Annotated in this window: 18 protein-coding genes; 10 read left to right on the top strand and 8 right to left on the bottom strand. The window is 72.1% G+C overall.

Features of this window, described 5'->3' with window-relative positions:
- Positions 1-11: 11 nt before the first annotated feature.
- Entirely contained in the window at positions 12-1,526 is a 1,515-nt protein-coding gene (locus AMK10_RS10980) for an MFS transporter (RefSeq protein WP_107428398.1), read from the bottom strand.
- A 227-nt stretch (positions 1,527-1,753) separates the two neighbouring features.
- Between AMK10_RS10980 and AMK10_RS10975 the strand changes: the two genes are divergently transcribed.
- Complete coding sequence (locus tag AMK10_RS10975; RefSeq protein ID WP_073747433.1) at positions 1,754-3,283, top strand: MFS transporter; 1,530 nt, start codon at positions 1,754-1,756, stop codon at positions 3,281-3,283.
- On the opposite strand, the gene pepE is transcribed toward AMK10_RS10975, so the two are convergent.
- Positions 3,249-3,977 carry a dipeptidase PepE gene (pepE, locus tag AMK10_RS10970; RefSeq protein ID WP_073747431.1) on the bottom strand — a complete coding sequence of 243 codons (729 nt, stop codon included), beginning with the start codon at positions 3,975-3,977 and terminating at the stop codon, positions 3,249-3,251. The genes AMK10_RS10975 and pepE overlap by 35 nt on opposite strands.
- 55 nt (positions 3,978-4,032) lie before the next feature.
- Entirely contained in the window at positions 4,033-4,860 is an 828-nt protein-coding gene (locus AMK10_RS10965) for an IclR family transcriptional regulator (RefSeq protein ID WP_073748028.1), read from the bottom strand.
- A gap of 147 nt (positions 4,861-5,007) precedes the next feature.
- On the opposite strand from AMK10_RS10965, the gene AMK10_RS10960 reads away from it, so the two are divergent.
- The 6 genes from AMK10_RS10960 to AMK10_RS10935 all read left to right on the top strand — a co-directional run bounded on the left by AMK10_RS10960 (position 5,008) and on the right by AMK10_RS10935 (position 11,424).
- Positions 5,008-5,961, top strand: a complete 954-nt coding sequence (locus AMK10_RS10960; RefSeq protein ID WP_073747429.1) for a DUF1177 domain-containing protein — start codon at positions 5,008-5,010, stop codon at positions 5,959-5,961.
- Positions 5,961-7,352 carry a cytosine permease gene (locus AMK10_RS10955; protein ID WP_073747427.1) on the top strand — a complete coding sequence of 464 codons (1,392 nt, stop codon included), beginning with the start codon at positions 5,961-5,963 and terminating at the stop codon, positions 7,350-7,352. Before AMK10_RS10960 ends, AMK10_RS10955 begins: the two co-directional genes overlap by 1 nt.
- The gene (locus AMK10_RS10950) at positions 7,349-8,656 is read left to right on the top strand and encodes a M20/M25/M40 family metallo-hydrolase (RefSeq protein ID WP_073747425.1); all 1,308 of its coding nucleotides are present in this window, start codon (positions 7,349-7,351) and stop codon (positions 8,654-8,656) included. The genes AMK10_RS10955 and AMK10_RS10950 overlap by 4 nt, the downstream gene beginning before the upstream one ends.
- Positions 8,657-8,794: 138 nt before the next feature.
- Positions 8,795-9,451 (top strand): class I SAM-dependent methyltransferase, encoded by a 657-nt coding sequence (locus AMK10_RS10945; RefSeq protein WP_073747423.1) that lies wholly within the window; start codon positions 8,795-8,797, stop codon positions 9,449-9,451.
- A gap of 23 nt (positions 9,452-9,474) precedes the next feature.
- Positions 9,475-10,425, top strand: coding sequence for an N-acetylmuramoyl-L-alanine amidase (locus AMK10_RS10940; RefSeq protein WP_073747421.1), 951 nt, complete (start codon positions 9,475-9,477; stop codon positions 10,423-10,425).
- Positions 10,426-10,611: 186 nt separating this feature from the next.
- Positions 10,612-11,424, top strand: a complete 813-nt coding sequence (locus AMK10_RS10935; RefSeq protein WP_073747419.1) for a DUF5336 domain-containing protein — start codon at positions 10,612-10,614, stop codon at positions 11,422-11,424.
- Between the two features lie 81 nt (positions 11,425-11,505).
- Here AMK10_RS10935 and AMK10_RS10930 read toward each other — a convergent pair whose 3' ends face one another.
- Complete coding sequence (locus AMK10_RS10930) at positions 11,506-12,285, bottom strand: maleylpyruvate isomerase family mycothiol-dependent enzyme (RefSeq protein WP_073747417.1); 780 nt, start codon at positions 12,283-12,285, stop codon at positions 11,506-11,508.
- A 40-nt stretch (positions 12,286-12,325) separates the two neighbouring features.
- On the bottom strand, positions 12,326-12,874 hold the full coding sequence (locus AMK10_RS10925) for a hypothetical protein (protein ID WP_073747415.1): 549 nt from the start codon (positions 12,872-12,874) through the stop codon (positions 12,326-12,328).
- Between the two features lie 138 nt (positions 12,875-13,012).
- Between AMK10_RS10925 and AMK10_RS10920 the strand changes: the two genes are divergently transcribed.
- Positions 13,013-13,306 (top strand): hypothetical protein, encoded by a 294-nt coding sequence (locus AMK10_RS10920; RefSeq protein ID WP_073747413.1) that lies wholly within the window; start codon positions 13,013-13,015, stop codon positions 13,304-13,306.
- Positions 13,307-13,318: 12 nt separating this feature from the next.
- Here the strand turns inward: AMK10_RS10920 and AMK10_RS10915 are convergent, their stop codons facing one another.
- From AMK10_RS10915 to AMK10_RS10905, 3 genes are read right to left on the bottom strand one after another with little or no spacing between them, the layout of a single operon-like run.
- Positions 13,319-14,407, bottom strand: a complete 1,089-nt coding sequence (locus tag AMK10_RS10915; protein ID WP_073747410.1) for a prenyltransferase — start codon at positions 14,405-14,407, stop codon at positions 13,319-13,321.
- Complete coding sequence (locus AMK10_RS10910) at positions 14,404-15,135, bottom strand: class I SAM-dependent methyltransferase (protein WP_073747407.1); 732 nt, start codon at positions 15,133-15,135, stop codon at positions 14,404-14,406. Before AMK10_RS10910 ends, AMK10_RS10915 begins: the two co-directional genes overlap by 4 nt.
- A 52-nt stretch (positions 15,136-15,187) precedes the next feature.
- Positions 15,188-16,501, bottom strand: coding sequence for a glycosyltransferase family 4 protein (locus tag AMK10_RS10905; protein WP_073747405.1), 1,314 nt, complete (start codon positions 16,499-16,501; stop codon positions 15,188-15,190).
- A gap of 232 nt (positions 16,502-16,733) precedes the next feature.
- On the opposite strand from AMK10_RS10905, the gene AMK10_RS10900 reads away from it, so the two are divergent.
- Positions 16,734-17,339 (top strand): TetR family transcriptional regulator, encoded by a 606-nt coding sequence (locus AMK10_RS10900; RefSeq protein WP_073747403.1) that lies wholly within the window; start codon positions 16,734-16,736, stop codon positions 17,337-17,339.
- Positions 17,340-17,490: 151 nt separating this feature from the next.
- Positions 17,491-18,726: a substrate-binding domain-containing protein gene (locus AMK10_RS10895; protein WP_073748027.1), complete on the top strand. Its 1,236-nt coding sequence runs from the start codon at positions 17,491-17,493 to the stop codon at positions 18,724-18,726.
- The last annotated feature ends 1 nt before the right edge of the window (position 18,727 follow it).

Raw genomic sequence — 18,727 nt, 5'->3', positions numbered from 1 at the left:
GGGGGCCAGGTCTACGCGTCCGGGGAGCGAAGCGCCGTCGCGGGCTCGTCGCCGGGCCGTTTCGCTCCGCTCCCGGCCCGGGTGCCGAGGCGGCCGTCCGTGCTCCTGGCGCGGCTGCCCGGCAGCCAGAGCAGCATCATCAGCGCCCCGCCGAGCAGGACCGCCGACGCGGTGCGGAACGCCAGGGCGTATCCGGCGGTGATCTCGGCCGCGTCGCCGGAGCCCGCGGTGCGGGCCGCCGCGACCGTGGAGAGCACGGCGAGGCCCAGCGCGCCGCCCATCGTGCGGGAGGTGTTGACCAGCCCGGAGACCAGCCCCGCGTCACCGGGCGCGGCACCGGAGGTGGCCAGCGCGGCGAGCGGGGTGGACGCCAGTCCCGCCCCGGCCATCATCAGGACGCCGGGGAGGCAGACCGCCGTGAGGTAGGAACCGTCCACGCCCATGGTGGACTGCCAGCCGAAGCCCGCGGCGGCGACCAGGACACCCGCCACGGCCAGGGGTTTGGCGCCGGTCCGCGCCATGATTCCGGGGGCGGCCTTCGAGCCGGCGAAGACGGCGACGGACGTCGGCAGCAGGGCGAGGCCCGCCTGCAGCGGTGTGTAGCCCAGCACGTTCTGGGCGTAGACGGTCACGAAGTACCACATGCCGAACGTCGCCGACCCCAGCAGCATCATCGAGACGTTCCCCGCCGAGACGGCACGCACCCCGAGCACCCGCAGCGGCATCAGCGGGGCGGCGGCCCTCGACTCCACCAGGACGAACACACCGAGCAGCGCAGGGCCGGCGAGCAGGGGCACCAGGGTCGAGGCGGTGGTCCACCCCTCGGCCTCGGTCTGCACGATGCCGTACGCCGTCGTCGCCAGGCCCGCCGTGACGAGCACGGCCCCCGGCAGGTCCACCCGGCGCCGGTCGCCCGCCCGGCCCTCCGCCAGCCACACCGCGGCGCCCGCCAGGACGAGCGCGCCGACCGGCACGTTGATGAGCAGGACCCACCGCCAGGACAGGAGGTCGGTGAGCACTCCCCCGATCAGTCCGCCGGCCGCGCCGCCGCCCGCGCCGACCGCCATCCAGGTGCCGATCGCCCGGGTCCGCGCGGGGCCTTCGGGGACGGCCGAGGTGAGGATCGTGAGCGTCGCGGGGGACAGCACCGCAGCGCCGAGGCCCTGCCCGGCGCGGGCGGCGAGGAGCTGCCAGCCCTCCTGGGCGAGCCCTCCGGCGAGCGAGGCCGCCGTGAAGAGGCCGAGCCCGGTGAGGAACATGCGCTTGCGGCCGTAGATGTCCGCGGCCCGTCCCCCGAGGAGCATGAACCCGGCGAAGGCTATGGAGTAGGCGTTGACGACCCACTGGAGTCCGGGTGCGCTCAGGCCCAGGTCCGTGCGCATGGACGGCAGCGCCACATTGACGACGGACACGTCGAGGACGACCAGGAACTGGCCGGTACAGGCAGCCGCGACCACCGCCCATGTGCGGGTTCTCGATCGGGAGGTCGGTCTCGTGGGCGCGGAGTCGTGAGCCATGCGTGTCATACTCGCAGGCCGCCCGTGCCCCGTACATCGGTTTCGGGGCCGTCGCTGTCCCGGTCCTGAGGCGTAGGACTTTTTGCGGACTGCCCTGTTTTTACCCCCCGTTCACCGGAATACAGCGGCGGTACGGAAACGTTCAGCATGCACACACTTCGTGGCCGCGCTGTGCGCCGGCCCGCCCGCTCCACCCGCTCGGCTCCTTCACCTTCCCCTGCCCGGAGGCCACACGTATGCGACGGACGACGAACGAACAGCAAGCCGGGGAGACACCTCCCGACCCGCGCGAGGGCCGGAGCGGCGTCGTCCCCGTACTCGCGTTCGCGGGGATCACCGTCGCGGTGATGCAGACCCTGCTCGTCCCCGTCATCAAGGATCTGCCGTCCCTGCTCGGCACCGACCCGGCCGACGCGACCTGGGTGATGACCGCCACCCTGCTCGCCGGGGCCGTCGCGACCCCGATCATGGGGCGGCTCGGTGATCTGTACGGCAAGCGGCGGATGCTGCTGGCCAGCCTCGCCGTGATGGTGGTGGGCTCGCTGATCTGCGCGTCCACCGACGATCTCGTGGTCATGATCGTCGGCCGGGCGCTCCAGGGCTTCGCCATGGGTGCCATCCCGCTGGGCATCGGCATCATGCGCGATGTCCTGCCGCCCCGGAAGCTCGGCTCGGCGATGGCCCTGATGAGCTCCTCCATAGGCGTGGGCGGCGGTCTCGCGCTGCCCGCCGCGGCCGTCATCGCCCAGCACGCCGACTGGCACGCGCTCTTCCTCAGCTCCGCCGCGCTGGGGGTGCTGGCGATGACGCTCACCTTCCTCGTCGTGCCGGAGCCCCCGCTGCGCGCGCCGGGCCGTTTCGACCTCGTGGGTGCGCTGGGTCTCTCGCTCGGTCTGGTCTGCCTGCTGCTGCCCGTCACCAAGGGCGGCGACTGGGGCTGGACCTCTCCCCCGACGCTCGGGCTGATCGCCGCGTCCCTCGTGATCCTGGTGCTGTGGGGCCTGTTCGAGCTCCGCTCGCCGGCGCCGCTGGTCGACCTGCGGACCAGCGCCCGCCGTGAGGTGCTGCTCACCAACCTGGTCTCGATCATGGTCGGGGTCGCCTTCTACGCCGTCTCGCTGGTCCTCCCCCAGCTGCTCCAGCTGCCGGAGTCGACCGGGTACGGCCTGGGGCAGTCCATGGTGATGGCCGGGCTCTGCGTGGCGCCACTGGGTGTGACGATGATGTTCGTCGCCCCGCTGTACGCCCGGATCTCCGCCCGCCGTGGGCCGAAGACCACCCTGATGCTCGGGATGCTGGTCATCGCCGTCGGGTACGGGGCGGGGCTCGGACTGATGTCCGCCGCGTGGCAGACCGTGGTGATCGCGGTGGTGCTGGGGGCGGGCATCGGGCTCGCGTACTCCTCGCTGCCCGCCCTGATCATCGGTGCCGTCGACGCGTCCGAGACCGGCGCCGCGAACGGGCTGAACACCCTGATGCGTTCGATCGGCACCTCGCTGTCGAGCGCGGTCATCGGCATGGTCCTCGCGAACACCTCGGTGCGGATGGGCTCCGTGGACGTTCCCACCATGGAGGGCTTCCGGACCTCGTTCATGATCGCCACAGGGGCGGTGCTGGTCGGCCTGGCACTGGCCGCGTTCCTGCCCGCCCAGCGGCCCCGCCCGGTGCTGCTGGCCAGCAGCGCGGGCGACGAGCTCGCCGCCGGTGAGCCCGTCCCCGCGACGGTGCCGGTCAGCGCGACGGAGCGTCGAACCTCGGCTCCGTAGCCAGCAGCCACGACACGTCGGAACCCACCGCGAGCTCCCGCGGCAGGTCCCCGCGGGTGAACAGACGGGCGGGGCGGGCTCCCTGGACGCTCGCCACCCCCTCCCGCACGCGGAGCCAGGAGCCCTCGCGCAGCCCGAGCACCGGCACGTCGTTCTCCTCCAGGAATTCGGTGAGCCGCTCCTCGCGGGTCTCGCCCTTGTGGGTGCTGGCCGGGTCCGGGTCCAGGTAGTGCGGGTTGATCTGGAAGGGGACCAGGCCCAGCGCCTCGAAGGACGGGGGCTGCACGATGGGCATGTCGTTGGAGGTCCGCAGGGTCGGCGCGGCCATGTTGGTTCCCGCGCTGGCACCCATGTACGGCAGTCCGTTCCGCGCGGCGTCGCGCACCGCCTCGCGCAGGCCGGTGCGGTACAGGGCGTCCAGCAGCCGGAAGGAGTTGCCCCCGCCGATGAACACGGCGTCGGAGGCGGCGAGTTCGGCGACGGGGTCGGCGTTCTCGTGGATGCCGCGCACCCTGATCCCGGCCGGCTCCAGGGCGCCCCGGACGCGCGCGGTGTACGCGTCGTGGTCGGCCAGCGCGTACGGCACGAAGGCGAGCCGGGCGTTCTCCGGGAGGAACGCGGTGACGGTGTCCAGCGCGTGTTCCAGATAACCGCGGCCGTACTGGGTGGAGTTGGAGAGCAGCAGCAGATTCACGGGGGTTCCTCGTGCGATGGGGCGGAGAGCCGGCCGGGCGGCTCGCGGGCTGGGGTCAGGCCGTACGGGGGCGGCCCGCCCGGGACTTGGGGCGCTGGGGCGGGTGGGTGAGCCGCTGCTCCAGCAGCTGGGCAGCGTGCCGCAGCGCTTCGAGCCGGTCGTCGGGCGCTCCCCCGAAGCGGTCCTCGCCGCCGCCGAGGCTGAGGCTGCCGTAGGGCTCGCGCCCCAGGAACACCGGCACGGCGACGGTCGCGATCCCGGTGTCGTACTCGCCCACGGTCCACGCGTACCCCTGGGCACGGACCTTGAGGAACTCCTGCTCCAGCAGGTCGGGATCGGTGACGGTGCGGTCGGTGAAGCGCGCCATGGGACGGCCCCGGAAGAGCCGGTGGCGCTGGTCGTCGGGCAGGAACGCGTAGTACGACTTGCTGGTCGCCCCGGCGTGCGCCGGATAGAGCTCACCGACCAGCGGGTAGTAGCGCAGGGGCCCCGTCTCGCCCTCCTCGGCCGCAACGCACCGCATGTGGAAGCTGTCCGGGAGGCAGAACAGGACGGTGTCGCCGGTGGTCCGGCGCAGCTCCTCCAGCACCGGCGCGGCCAGCAGCTCCAGTGATCCCGAGCGCTCCCAGAGCCGGCCGAGCCGCAGCACGGCGGGGCCGATGCGATAGCGGCGGGTGGCCGGGTCGGAGACCAGGAAGCCGCGTCCGGCGAGGGTGGCCAGCAGGCGCTGGGCGACCGACGTGTCCCAGCCGAACTCCTCGGCGACCTCGGTGACACCCCAGTCGGGACGGGTGCGCTCGAAGGCGAGCAGCACCAGGAGCGCCCGGTCGACGGTCTGGAGGGCACCGGTGGGGGTGCGGCGGTCCAGCGGGAAGTCGGCCATCAGCATCTCACCATTCAGACCTGAATTGCAGATAACGGGAAAGGGTTGCGTTCCACGGTAGCGGATCCCGAATGTTGCTCCAGCACCCCGCCCCGCGCTTCCCCGCAGGAGCGCCGGGCGGGTGTCCCGCTCCGAGAAAGGCCCCCCATGCTCAAGTACGTACTGGACATCGTCGAGCTCCTGGACGACCCGCAGGTCTCCGGAAAGTCGGTGGTCGAGCACCTCGACTCCCTCGCCGGGCCCGAGGGCTCGTCGGCCCGGGTCACGACGGTCACCGGCGACCGGGGGTCGACGGACTTCGTGCTCGTCCGCATCCCCGGCTCCCGGGGGCGCACGGCGGGCGGCGGCGCCCGGACCCTGGGTGTGGTCGGCCGCCTCGGCGGCGTCGGCGCCCGCCCCGAGGTGACCGGACTCGTCTCCGACGCCGACGGCGCGGCTGCGGCGCTCGCCACGGCGGCCAAGCTGCTGGACATGCGCCGCAGGGGTGACGTGCTGCCCGGCGACGTGATCGTCGCCACGCACATCTGCCCGAGCGCCCCGACCGAGCCGCACGACCCCGTGCCGTTCATGGGGTCGCCGGTGGACATCGCCACGATGAACCGGCACGAGGTCACGGGCGAGATGGAGGCCGTGCTCTCCATCGACACCACCAAGGGCAACCGGATCATCAACCACAAGGGCCTGGCCCTCTCGCCCACCGTCAAGGAGGGCTGGGTGCTCCGGGTCTCCGAGCAGCTCGGCGAGCTCCTCGCGGTGGTGACCGGTGAGCCGTTGGTCACGTACCCGGTGACCACGCAGGACATCACCCCGTACGGTAACGGGGCACACCACATCAATTCGATCCTGCAGCCCTCCACCGCGACCGCCGCCCCGGTCGTCGGTCTGGCGGTCACCTCGGCCGCCGCGGTGCCGGGCTGCCAGACGGGCGCGAGTCACGAGAGCGACATCGCCTCCGCCGCCCGGTACGCCGTCGAGGTCGCCAAGGCCTTCGGCGCCGGAATCCTGGACTTCCACGACGCGGTGGAGTTCGACAACCTCGTCAACCGCTACGGGTCGCTGGCTCACCTGCAGACCTTCGGCCGCACCCCCCAGGAGTCCTGATGGCTTCCGACAACCGGGCCGCCGCCCCGGCCCCCGAGGCCAAGAGCATCGGCAGCGACGACTACTCGCTCTCGCGGGTGCCCCGCGACAAGCGCTTCGGCTTCTGGTCGATGCTCCTGCAGTGGCTGGCCCAGTCCGGCTCGATCTCGCAGTTCACCCTCGGCGCCACCATCGGTGTGGGGATGACCTTCGGGGACGCGTTCCTCGCCTTCACGCTCGGCGCGGTGATCCTGGAGATCGTGATCTTCGCCATCGGTCTGGCCGGGATGCGCGAGGGCCTCGCGACCCCGATGCTCACCCGCTGGGTGGGCTTCGGCCGCAACGGCTCGGCGCTGGTCAGCTTCGTCATCGCGGTCAGCCTGGTCGGCTGGTTCGGCGTCCAGAACACGATCTTCGGCAACAGCGTCTCGGCGCTCGTCGGCGGCCCGTCCTGGATGTGGTGCGTGATCGCGGGCGTCGCCATCACCGCCCTGGTGATCTTCGGCTTCCGTTACATGGCGCTCTTCGCGAAGATCGTCACCCCGCTCTTCTTCGGCATGGTCGCCTGGTCGGTGATCACCACGCTGAACGACCACTCGCTCGGCGACCTGGTCGGCTCGCCGCCGCCCGGCGAGGCCATACCCCTGGCGGTCGCCGCGACCGCCATCGCGGGCGGCTACATGACGGGCGCGATCGTCTCCCCGGAGATGACCCGCTACAACAGGAAGGGCTCACACGTCTTCGTGCAGAGCGCCTCCTCGATGATTCTCTCCGAGTACATCGTCGGCATGACCGGCGTGCTCCTTGGCCACCTGGTGAAGTCCAGCGAGGTCTCGCACATCGTTCTCTCCACCTCGGGCGCCTTCGGCGTGATCGTGGTCCTGATGTCCACCGCCAAGATCAACGACTGGAACCTGTACGGCTCCTCGCTCGGCGTCGTCAACTTCTTCCAGGTCGTCTTCGGCAAGCGCCTGCACCGCGGTGTGGTCACCGTCGCCCTGGGCGTCGCGGGAACGCTCCTGTCCGCGGTCGGCATCATGACCCACTTCACGGAGTTCCTCTCCCTGCTGGGTGTGATGATCCCGCCGATCGGCGGCATCATCGTCGCGGAGTACTGGGTCGTGAAGCGGATGCGCCGCCCCCTCGACGAGACCCGTGCGAGCGAGACCCTCCCCAGGACCTCGCCCACCTGGGTGCCGATGTCCCTGGCCATCTGGATCGTCGCCTTCTGCGTCGGCAAGTTCTACGACGGCGGCATCCCGGCCCTCAACTCGCTGGCCACCGCCTTCGTGCTGTACTGCGCGCTCGGCCTGCTCGGCTGGGTCAGGCCGTACGGCACCTCCGCCCTGGACGACGACGCGCACACCCCCACGCCCGCCGCCCGGACCACCACCACGGCAGGAGCGGCATGAGCATCGTCCCCGCGTCCGAGCGGGCGCAGGAGGAGGCCGTCGGCCTCTGCGCCGAGCTGATCCGCTTCGACACCTCGAACCCCACCAGCGACGAACGCGCCGCTGCCGACTGGGTGGTGGCCCGCCTCGCCGAGGAGGGCATCGACTCCGTCCTGGTCGAGTCCGCCCCCGGCCGGGCCAACGTCGTCGCGCGCATCCCCGGCTCCGACCCGTCCCGGGGCGCCCTGCTGGTCCACGGCCACCTCGACGTCGTACCCGCCGACCCCTCCGAGTGGCAGGTGCCGCCGTTCTCCGGCGAGATCCGCGACGGCTATCTCTGGGGGCGCGGCGCGATCGACATGAAGGACACGGTCGCGGTCGTGCTGGCCACCGCCCGGCACTTCGCCAGGACCGGCACGCGGCCCGCCCGCGATCTGGTCCTCGCCTTCCTCGCCGACGAGGAGGCGGGCGGGAAGTTCGGCGCGCACTGGCTGGTCGAGCACCGCCCCGAGCTGTTCGCCGGGGTCACCGAGGCGATCGGCGAGGGCGGCGGTTTCTCCTTCGCCATCGACGGCACCCGGCGGCTGTACCCGATCGAGAACGCCCAGCGCGGCATGGCGTGGATGGAGCTCACCGCCACCGGCCGGGCCGGCCACGGCTCGTCGCCCAACGACGAGAACGCGGTCACCGACCTCGCCGAGTCCCTCACCCGCATCGGCCGCGAGACCTTCCCGGTCCGGCTGATCGAGCCGGTCCGAGCCCTGCTCCAGGAGGCGGCCCGCCTCTACGGCGTCGCGTTCGACGAGGACGACATCGAGGGCACCCTGTCCCGGCTGGGACCGGTCGCGGACTTCATGCAGGTGGTGCTGCGCAACTCCGCCAACCCCACGATGTTCACCGCGGGTTACCAGACCAACGTGATCCCGGGGAAGGCCACCGCCCGGGTCGACGGCCGCTTCCTGCCGGGCCACGAGCAGGAGCTGATCGACACGATCGACCGGCTGCTGCTGCCCTCGGTCAGCCGCGAGTGGGTCAACCACGACATCGCGATGGAGACGACGTTCGACGGTCCGCTGGTCGACGCCATGTGCGACGCGGTCCGTGCCGAGGACCCGGACGGCCACCCCGTCCCGTACTGCAACCCCGGCGGAACCGACGCCAAGGCCTTCACCCACCTGGGCATCCGCTGCTTCGGGTTCAAGGGGCTGAAGCTCCCGCACGACCTGGACTACGGACGGCTGTTCCACGGCGTGGACGAACGCGTCCCGCTGGAGGGCCTGCGCTTCGGCGTCCGGGTCATGACCCGGCTCTGGCAGAGCTGCTGACCCGACCCCGCAGTCCTGCCAGGGGCCCCTGCCCCGACCCGGGCCCACCCCACCCGTACGCCCCCGCCGATCGGTATCGCGGGGGCGTACGGCACGATGGGACGCCGTCCGATCCACCGTCCCACCAGGAGGAACCCCGTGGCCGCCGAGTCCGCCGCCCGTCCCGAGCCGCAGGTTCTCGCCGCCTTCGAGGCCGCCAAGGGCTTCATGCCGGTCCACGAAGGGCTCGCCCTGTACGCCGCCGCCGTCGAGGCCGGCGCGCTGGGGCTGCCGCTCCTGGAGGTCGGTACCTACTGCGGGCGCTCCGCGATCCTGCTGGCGGACGCCGCGCGGGCGGCCGGTGTGACGGCTCTCACCGTCGACCACCACCGGGGCAGCGAGGAGCAGCAGCCCGGCTGGGAGTACCACGACCCCTCGGTGGTCGATCCGGAGATCGGCCTGATGGACACGCTGCCGACCTTCCGCCGCACCCTGCACCGGGCGGGCCTGGAGGAGCACGTGGTGGCGCTCGTGGGACGGTCCCCGCAGGTCGCGGCCGTCTGGGGCGGTTCGCTCGGCCTGGTCTTCATCGACGGCGGCCACACCGACGAGCACGCGAACGGGGACTACGAGGGCTGGGCCCCGAAGGTCGCCGACGGCGGGCTGCTGGTCATCCACGACGTGTTCCCCGACCCGGCCGACGGCGGCCAGGCCCCGTACCGCGTCCACCAACGCGCCCTGGGATCAAGGGCGTTCACCGAGATCTCGGTGACGGACTCACTGCGCGTCCTGCGGCGCACGGGGCCGGGGATCTGAGGGGGCACGGATAGCATCGCGGCGTGCGCTACGACGATTTCGTTCCCCCCACCTCGCGCAGGGGCCCGCGGCGCGGGCCCGTGTCCTCCGCTGTGGCGCTGGTCTGTGTCTGCCTGACCGCGGCGGGATGCGGCATGGCCGACGGCGGGCCGGCCCCCGGCGACGCCAAGGCCGACGCGCCCCGCCCCGCGGCGTCCCGGACCCCGTCTCCGGGGCCGGCCTCGCCCTCGGCCCTGGAGCCCTCGGCCACGAGCCCCTCCGCCGCGGCCACGTCCGCGAAGCCGAAGCCGCCGTCCAGGGGGCCGCTCTCGGGCCGCACCGTGGTGATCGACCCCGGACACAATCCCGGCAACCGCGATCACACCCGGGAGATCAACAGCCAGGTGGACATCGGCACGGGGCACAAGGAGTGCGACACCACGGGCACCGCCACGAACGCGGGATACGCGGAGGCCCTGTTCACCCTCGACGTCTCCCGGCGGCTGCGCAGCCTGCTGGAGGAGCAGGGCGCGAAGGTCGTACTCACCCAGGACGGCGAGCGCCCCTTCGGCCCATGCGTGGACGAGCGCGCCCGGATCGGCAACAAGGCCGGGGCGGACGCGGTCGTCTCGGTGCATGCCGACGGCTCCGCGACCGGCAACCGGGGTTTCCACGTCATTCTTCCCGCGGCGGTGAGCGGCGGCGCCGCGGACACCTCGAAGATCGTCGCCCCTTCGCGTGAACTGGGGGTACGGATTGCGGGGAATTTCGTACGCACCACCGGAAGCGCCCCTTCCAATTACATCGGCGGGGATACGGGGCTCGACACCCGCGGCGATCTGGGCGGCCTGAATCTGTCGACCGTGCCCAAAGTGTTCATCGAATGCGGCAATATGCGTGATCCTGAGGATGCCGCTCTGCTCAGCAGTGCGAGCTGGCGTCAGAAGGCCGCGCTCGGCATCGCGGAAGGCATCGGCAGCTATCTGAAGAGGTAGTTCTGCGGTGATGGTGGCGACATTGGGGGGATAGCCGGTCCGAGTTCCGGGCGGCAGCACAACCCGCCCGGGCAGACGATAGATTCATCCGTACGATGGGGAGCCGCCCCCGAGCTTCGCGCCGTACCCGCCGTTCAGGCGGCATCGACGACCGCCCCGACGAGACGACCGACTAAGGACCTTCACGTGAATATCCGCTCCCTCACTCGAGGCGACGGCGTGGTGATCGGAGCAGCGGTCGTGCTGTTCATCGCCTCTTTCCTCGACCTCTCCGGCTACGACTGCCCCTCGGGCGTGGACTGCTCGGGCTACAGCGCGAACGCCTGGGACTCGCTCTCCGTCCTGATGGGCATCTACCTCGCCGGCATCATCGGCGCGGCGCTGCTGATCGTCAGCCGCGCGATGCCGGGCCGCAAGGTGGTCGGCTTCGAACTCGGCCAGTTCGGCGCCGCGTTCACCGTGTACTCCCTGTGGACGATGTTCTGGACGATCATCGACGCGGGTGACGCGGGCGCCGGCCTGATCCTCGGCCTGCTGGCCACGATGGTGCTGGCCGGCGGTGCCGTGGCCACCCCGCTGGTTCCCGCGCTCAAGGCCCCGCTCGTCGGCGCCCCGCGCCCGGCACAGGGCGCGCAGCCGCCGTACGGCCAGCAGCCCGGCCAGGGTTACGGCTACCCCGGTGCCCAGCAGACCTTCGGCGCCCAGCCGGGCCAGCCCCAGCCGTACGGCGCCCAGCCCGGTCAGCCGGACCACCAGCAGACGGCGCAGCAGGCGCCCCAGGGCGGCGGAGCACCGGCCGGTGACTTCACGCCTTTCTGGTTCGCGGTGCCGGTGGCGCGTCCGCTGTACGGCGAGGACGGCGCCCCCAACCCCATCGCCGAACTGGCGCCGGGCACGTGGTACCTCGCGGTCGAGCAGCGTGGTCCCGGGCTCATCGCCCAGACCCAGGACGGCCGTCGCGGTGTGCTCCAGGACACCACGGGCATCCAGCGCGGCTGATTCCCCCGCACGACGAGCGGCCCCTGCCCGGACGGGCGGGGGCCGCTGTCGTGTGTGCGGGGAGGCGGGGGATGCCGCCGCTCAGCCGAAGGACGACCTGTCCAGCCAGAAGTCCAGCAGCTCCCGGTCCCCCAGGACCTCCAGAGAACCCTCGTCCGGCTTCTGCCTGCGGTTGAACGCCAGCATCAGCTCGGTCACAGGACCGCGCAGTGCCACGGTCGCCTTCTCGTGCGCGTGACGCCAGGTGAAGCCGTCGTCGCCGAACTCGATCAGCCACTCCGCCCCGGGCGCGTCCGTGGCGTGCAGGTGCAACGACCGTCCCCCGCCGCGCAGTTCGGCCGCCTCGGGGTCACCCTCCTCCTGGGCGTACGCGACGATCTGGAGCCACTCCGTGACGGTGTCGGCGGCGAGGTCCGCCGCGACCGTGAAGTCCGTCCCCGCGGCGAGGGCGGCGTCCGCGCGGTGGACGGCGGTCTCGTGGGCCATCCGCCGGGCCCAGAACGCGGTCCGGCGCTCCCATGCCCAGGTCCAGACCTCGGTGTCGGGCCCTGCCTCGCGCAGGGCTTCCACCGTCGCGCCGGCCCCCGCGAGCAGCCAGGCGCGCAGGGCGCCGGTGTCGTCGCCCTCCGGGCCCCCGGCGTCCGGCACCTGGTCCTCGGGGACGTCCTCGGCGGCCCGGCGGCGGACGATCTCACCGACCCAGCGGTGCGCGCCGCCGACATGGACGACGAGCTCGCGCAGGGTCCAGTCGGGGCACGTGGGGACCCTGCGGGTCAGGTCGGCGCTCGTCAGGAGCTCCCCCAACTCGGCGGTCTGGGCGAGGATCTCGTCGCAGTAGCGGGTGTGCGCAAGGAGAGTCATCCCGGCACCCTATGCGGCCCCGGGAGGAATCCTCAGCCGGTTATCCGGTGAGCTGGGAGGTGGAGGGCACCTTGTTCGTCACCTCGGCGCCCGCGCTCTTCCCGGCCTCCTTGACGCTGTTGATGACGCTCTCGAACGCCCCCACGTCCCCGGCGGCCAGATCGCCCTTGCCCATTCTGGCCGCCACGTCCTTGAGCGACTCGATCCCGGCGGTCAGCGGCGCGACGGCCTTCGACAGCAGGGGGTCGCCCTTGGCGTTGACCGTCGCGGCCTTGAGGCGGTTGTACGCGAAGGCGCCCGCCGCCCCCGCCTTGACCATCGCGAACGTCCGCCCGTCCGCGCCCTTCTTGAACTTCCCCGCGCGGTAGGGCTTCACGATCCACTGGTACGCCGCGCCGGCCGCGAGGCCCGCGTTGGCCACGAAACGGGTCTTGGCCCACTTCTGCTTCTGCGCCGACGTCGTGGGGCTCGGGCTCGCGGAGCTGCTCGCCGTGGACCCGTCGTCGCCGCCGCAGGCGGTGCCCGCCAGCACGGTGCAGGACAGCAGCAGTGCCACCAGGAGCCGGCGGAGCGGTACGGAACGGGGCACGACGGGCCTCCCAGACCGGGTTTCACGGTGCGTGACATGACGGGACATTCGCCGCCAGACTCACCCGTGCGGGAGCGGCCCGCCACCCGGCGCGCGCCGTACGGGTTTCACTCCCGGTAAAGCGGCAACCCGGAGAGCATGTCTCCCAGAACAGGCTCAGGAAGCAGTACCGCCGCACGTGTCATAGCCGTCGTCGCGGACATCATGGCCTTCATCATCATCCTGTGGATCCTGATGTACCTGCTCGACGCCAACCGGGGCAACGACCTGGTCCAGTGGGTCCAGGACTCCGCGCACTGGCTCGCCGGATGGTCGTACGACCTGTTCACCTTCGACGAGGCGTGGGCACGCGTCGTCACCGGTTACGGTCTGGCCGCCGTCGTCTATCTGTTCATCGGTCACGCCATCGCGGGCCGGGTCCGCCGCCATTAGGACCTGCCCGCGCTAGCGGGCCGGTTCCTCCCGGCAGCAGTCCGGTTCCAGTCCCGCCGGCAGCCGTTCGCCGCTGAAGACCGCGGTGGTCGCCTCGTCCCCCCCGAGCGCGGCCACCGCGAGCAGCAGGGAACCCGCCGTCCAGGTGGTGAGTTCCTCGGGCCATACGGCCTTCTCGCCCTCGAAGACGTACCCCGTCCAGTACAGGCCGCCCTCGGCTCGCAGATGCTGGACGGACTGCAGGATCTCCAGGGCCCGGTCCGACTCCCCCGTCACCCAGAGCGCGAGGGCCAGTTCGCAGCTCTCGCCGCCCGTGACCCAGGGGTTGGGGAGCACGCAGCGCACGCCGAGGCCGGGGACCACGAAGCTGTCCCAGCCCTCCTCGATCCGGCGGGTCGCTTCCGCGCCGGTGACCGCGCCGCCGAGGACCGGGTAGTACCAGTCCATCGAGTAGCGGCTCTTGTCCAGGAAGCGTTCGGGGTGGCTGCGGATCGCGTGGCCGAGCGCACCGGCCGCCAGTTCCCAGTCGGGCTGCGGTTCCTCGCGCTGTTCCGCCAGGGCGAGCGCGCAGCGCAGCGCCTGGTGGATCGAGGAGGAGCCGGTCAGCAGGGCGTCGGTGACGGGGGTGCCGTCGGGGTCGCGCTTCCAGCCGATCTGGCCGCCGGGCTGCTGGAGCCGCAGCACGAACTCGATCGCGGCGTAGACCGTGGGCCACATCCGGTCGACGAAGGCGTCGTCGCCCGTGGCGAGGTAGTGGTGCCAGACGCCGACGGCGACATAGGCGCAGAAGTTGGTCTCGCGCCCCAGGTCGGTGGGCCGGTCCGGGTCGCCGTCGTGGTAGGCGGCGTACCAGGAGCCGTCCTCGTTCTGGTGGCGGGCCAGCCAGGCGTAGGCACGGGCGGCGGCCTCGTGCTCCCCGGCCGCGTCCAGTGCCATCGCGGCCTCGGTGTGGTCCCACGGGTCGAGGTGGTGGCCCCGGAACCAGGGCAGCGCCCCGTCCTCGCACTGCACGGCGAGGAGCGCGGCCACGGTCTCGGCGGCCTGCTCGGCGGTGAGGACGCCCGGCAGGACGAGGTGTTCGGTCCGCTCGGGCGTGCTCACGCCTCGGCCTTGGGCAGGTGCGGCTTGGTCGCGTAGGCCACGAAGCTCTTGCCGACGACCGGGTTGAGCAGCTGCTCGGCGACCCGGGTGGCCATGGGCTTCTTCATGATGTCCCAGACCAGCAGCTTGTGGTACGCCCGCACGGGCAGCGCCTTGTCGTTGTCGACGCCGAACGCGCACTTCAGCCACCAGTAGGGGCTGTGCAGCGCGTGCGCGTGGTGGGTGCCGTAGGGCTTGAGCCCGGCCTCGCGGATCTTACCGAGGAGCTCGTCGGCCTTGTAGATGCGGATGTGGCCGCCCTCGACCTCGTGGTACGCGTCGGAGAGCGTCCAGCAGACCTTCTCGGGACCGTAGCGGGGCACGGTGATCGCGATCCGGCCGCCGGGCTTCAGCACGCGGACCATCTCGGCGAGCACGCCCTTGTCGTCCGGGATGTGCTCCATGACCTCGGAGATGATCACGACGTCGAAGGAGGCGTCGGGGAAGGGCAGGTTGAGCGCGTCGCCCTCCATCGCGGTGGCGGTCGCGCCCGCGGGTGCCTCACCGGCCTCCTTCATCGCGGCGAACCACTTGGCGACCTCGCGGATCTCCTCGCCGTTCTGGTCGAGGGCCACCACCTGGGCACCGCGCCGGTAGCACTCGAAGGCGTGCCGGCCGGCGCCGCAGCCCAGATCGAGCACTCGGTCGCCGGCGGCGAGCGGGAAGCGGGTGAAGTCGACGGTCAGCACGGGGGCCTGCCTTCGAGGTCGGAGGTACGGGTTCCGGTGGCTATGGGGGCGGTCACCTGCGGGCTGCCCGGGCGGCGATCGACCGGCGGTAGAGCTCGACGGTGCCGAGGGCCGCCCTGGCCCAGGTGAAGTTCGCCAGTACCCGGGCGCGGCCTGCCTCGCCGAGGCGGGCGCGGAGTCCGGGGTCGCCGAGGAGCCGGCCGAGGGCGGCGGCCAGGGCGCCCGCGTCGCCGGGCGGCACGGCGAGGCAGGTCTCGCCGTCGGGCCCCGCGACCTCGGGGATCGCGCCGCCGGTGGTGGCCACCAGCGGTGTCCCGGTGGCCATGGCCTCGGCGGCGGGGAGCGAGAAGCCCTCGTACAGCGAGGGGACGCAGGAGACCTGGGCGCTGCGGACCAGGTCGACGAGCTCGGCGTCGCTGATGCCCTTGACGAACTCGACGGCGTCCTGGAGTCCGTACCGCTCGATGGCCTGGGCGACGGGGCCGCGCTCGGCCCGCTTGCCGACGACCACGAGGTGGGCGGCGGGGTTCTCGGTGCGGAGCTTGGCGAGTGCCTCCACCAGGTGGACGAGGCCCTTGAGCGGGACGTCCGCGCTGGAGGTGGTGACTATCCGGCCGGGGACCTCGGCGACCGAGGGGTCCGGCGACCAGAGGTCGGTGTCGGCCCCGATGTGCACGACCTGGATACGGTCGCGGCGCACCCCGAGGTGCTCGGTGATCTCCTGCTGCGAGGAGCCGGAGACGGTGAGGACGGACGGCAGCCGGCGGGCGACGCGCCTCTGCATGCGGGTGAAGCCGTACCAGCGGCGCACGGAGAGCCGGCGGCGCCTCGACTCCGCTGCGTCCAGGTCGAGTTGACGGTCCACGGTGATCGGGTGGTGGATCGTGGTGACGAGCGGCGCGCCGAGGTCCCCGAGCAGGCCGTAGCCGAGCGTCTGGTTGTCGTGCACGACGTCGAAGTCACCGCGCCTGGCCAGGAGATGACGCCGGGCCCGCATGCTGAAGGTGAAGGGCTCGGGGAAGCCGCCGGTCCACATGGTGGCGACCTCGGCGAGGTCGATCCAGTCGCGGTACTCGCCGCGCTTCGGGGTGCGGAACGGGTCGGGCTGGCGGTAGAGGTCCAGGCTCGGCAGCTCGGTGAGCGGGACGCCCTCGTCGAGCACCGGGTAGGGCTGGGCGCCGATGACCTCGACGCTGTGGCCCAGCCGGGCCAGCTCGCGGCCCAGGTGGCGGACGTAGACGCCCTGGCCGCCGCAGAAGGGGTTGCCCTTGTAGGTCAGGAGTGCGATGCGCAACGGCCGGTCACCGTCGGTGCCCGACGCACTGCCGCCCGCGAAGGGGCCCGTCTCTATGGCCTCAGCGGTCACACTCGGCCCCCTTCTCACTGCGTTTTCGCCGGAGCGTAACCGGTCGCGCTAATCTAGAACAAGTTTCAGACTCGTTCGTTCAACACGGACCGAATCTACCGGCAGGTAGCGTCGGCGTGACGGCCGGATCAGGTGATTCGCGCCACGACGGACGCCCTGGCATGCTGTGCGCGCCCTGAGCCGGGCGCCCGGCCGGACAGGGAACCGGTTCTCCCTTCTTGAATGGGGACAGATGACAGCGGAAGCCAGGCCCGCGGTGCAGCCCCTGACGGAACGCCAGGAGGCCCGCCGCCGCCGCATCCTCCAGGCCGGCGTCCAGCTCGCCGGGCGGGGCGGCTTCGAGGCCGTGCAGATGCGCGAGGTGGCGGAAGCCGCCGGGGTCGCCCTGGGCACGCTGTACCGCTACTTCCCCTCCAAGATCCATCTGCTGGTCGCGGTCATGCACGACCAGCTTCAGCGGCTGCACGTCACGCTCCGCAGGAACCCTCCCGCCGGGGACGACCCCGCCCAGCGGGTCGCCGAGACCCTGATGCGGGCCTTCCGGGCGCTCCAGCGCGACCCTCATCTGGCGGACGCCATGGTGCGGGCCCTGACCTTCGCCGACCGGGGGGTGAGCGCCGAGGTGGACGCCGTGTCACGGCTGACCACGACGATCGTCCTGGAGGCGATGGGGGTGGAGGAGCCCACCCGGGAGCAGTTGTCCGTGGTCCGCGTCATCGAGCACACCTGGCACTCCGCGCTGGTCACCTGGCTGTCGGGGCGTGAGTCGATCGCACAGGTGAAGCGGGACATCGAGACGGTGTGCGGGCTGATCCGCCTCCCCGCGGGCGAGGCCTGACCCGCTCGCGGCGGGCACCCCCCGGCGTGCCCATGTGCGGCGCCCACACCGGCATCCGTCCAGGTGGGGTTTCCTGCACCATATCGACGGCGCCACGGTGTTCGTACGGTTCGGCCGACATCACCCGAACCACGCCGAGGAGCCGGTCACCATGCGTCGCAGAGCCGTAGGCACCGCCCGAAGAAGAATCCTGACCTCGACCGCGCTCGGCGCCACCGCCCTCCTGCTGGCCGGGTGCACCGCCGCCGGACAGGCGGGCAGCGGCTCCGACTCCGCCGAGGCCGGCGACGAGGCGGTGAAGGTGGGCCTCGTCTACTCCCGTACGGGACTGCTCGCCGCGTACGGGAAGCAGTACCGCGACGGGTTCATGGCCGGCCTCGACTACGCCACGAAGGGCACCGGCAAGGCGGGTGGCCACCCCGTCGAGGTCACCGAGCAGGACGACGCGGGCGACCCCGGCAAGGCGGTCTCCGCCGCGAAGAACCTGATCGGCAAGGGCTACAAGGTGCTGGCCGGCACCACCGACTCCGGGGTCGCCCTCCAGATGGCCCCGCTGGCCGCCCAGAACAAGGTGCTGTACGTCAGCGGCCCGGCCGCCACGGACGCGGTGACCGGGATCAACCCGTACACCTTCCGCTCCGGCAGGCAGTCCTACCAGGACATCCTCACGGCGGGCACCATGCTCGGCGACCCGAAGGGCAAGAAGGTCACCGTCCTCGCGCAGGACTCCACCTTCGGCCAGGCCAACGTCGCGGCCGTCGAGGCGGTCCTCGGCGCCGAGGGGGCGAAGGTGGGTTCCGTGCTGGCCCCGCCGAGCGCCACGGACCTGACGCCCTTCGCCCGACAGGTCAAGGCGGGCGGTCCCGATCTGGTCTTCGTCGCCTGGGCCGGCGCGACCGCCCCCGCCCTGTGGACCGCGCTGGACCAGCAGGGGGTGCTGAGCGCGGGCAAGGTCGTCACCGGGCTGGCGGGGACGGCCTCGTACCCGGTGTTCGGAGCGGCGGGCGCGAAGGTCTCCTTCCTCGCCCACTACTTCCCCGGGGCGGGCGGCGGCAACGCCGTGGAGAAGGCCATGATCGACGGTGTCGGGAAGGCGGGCGGCACGCCCGACCTGTTCAGCACCGACGGCTTCACCGCGGCGCAGATGATCGTGCGGGCCGTCGAGGAGGGCGGTACCACCGACACCGCCGCCATGGCGAAGGCCCTGGAGGGCTGGAGCTTCGACGGGGTGAAGGGCCGGCAGCAGGTCCGCGCCGGGGACCACGCGCTGGTGCAGCCGATGTTCGTGGCCAAGCTCAACGGCGCGGGCGCCACCGCGGAGCCCGAGCTGGTGAGCACGGAGCCCGGCGACACGGTCGCACCGCCCGAGAAGCCCTCGGCGGGCTGAA

Origin of the sequence: Streptomyces sp. CB02058 (assembly GCF_001905505.1) — a bacterium.
GTDB lineage: Bacteria > Actinomycetota > Actinomycetes > Streptomycetales > Streptomycetaceae > Streptomyces.
This window is presented reverse-complemented; position numbering and strand designations above follow the sequence as displayed.

Bases quoted from the DNA above. Each gene is read 5' to 3' on its own strand.
- AMK10_RS10980 (WP_107428398.1), bottom strand. From the start codon at position 1,526: ATGACACGCATGGCTCACGACTCCGCGCCCACGAGACCGACCTCCCGA.
- AMK10_RS10975 (WP_073747433.1), top strand. From the start codon at position 1,754: ATGCGACGGACGACGAACGAACAGCAAGCCGGGGAGACACCTCCCGAC.
- AMK10_RS10965 (WP_073748028.1), bottom strand. From the start codon at position 4,860: ATGGCCGACTTCCCGCTGGACCGCCGCACCCCCACCGGTGCCCTCCAG.
- AMK10_RS10960 (WP_073747429.1), top strand. From the start codon at position 5,008: ATGCTCAAGTACGTACTGGACATCGTCGAGCTCCTGGACGACCCGCAG.
- AMK10_RS10955 (WP_073747427.1), top strand. From the start codon at position 5,961: ATGGCTTCCGACAACCGGGCCGCCGCCCCGGCCCCCGAGGCCAAGAGC.
- AMK10_RS10950 (WP_073747425.1), top strand. From the start codon at position 7,349: ATGAGCATCGTCCCCGCGTCCGAGCGGGCGCAGGAGGAGGCCGTCGGC.
- AMK10_RS10930 (WP_073747417.1), bottom strand. From the start codon at position 12,285: ATGACTCTCCTTGCGCACACCCGCTACTGCGACGAGATCCTCGCCCAG.
- AMK10_RS10920 (WP_073747413.1), top strand. From the start codon at position 13,013: ATGTCTCCCAGAACAGGCTCAGGAAGCAGTACCGCCGCACGTGTCATA.
- AMK10_RS10900 (WP_073747403.1), top strand. From the start codon at position 16,734: ATGACAGCGGAAGCCAGGCCCGCGGTGCAGCCCCTGACGGAACGCCAG.
- AMK10_RS10895 (WP_073748027.1), top strand. From the start codon at position 17,491: ATGCGTCGCAGAGCCGTAGGCACCGCCCGAAGAAGAATCCTGACCTCG.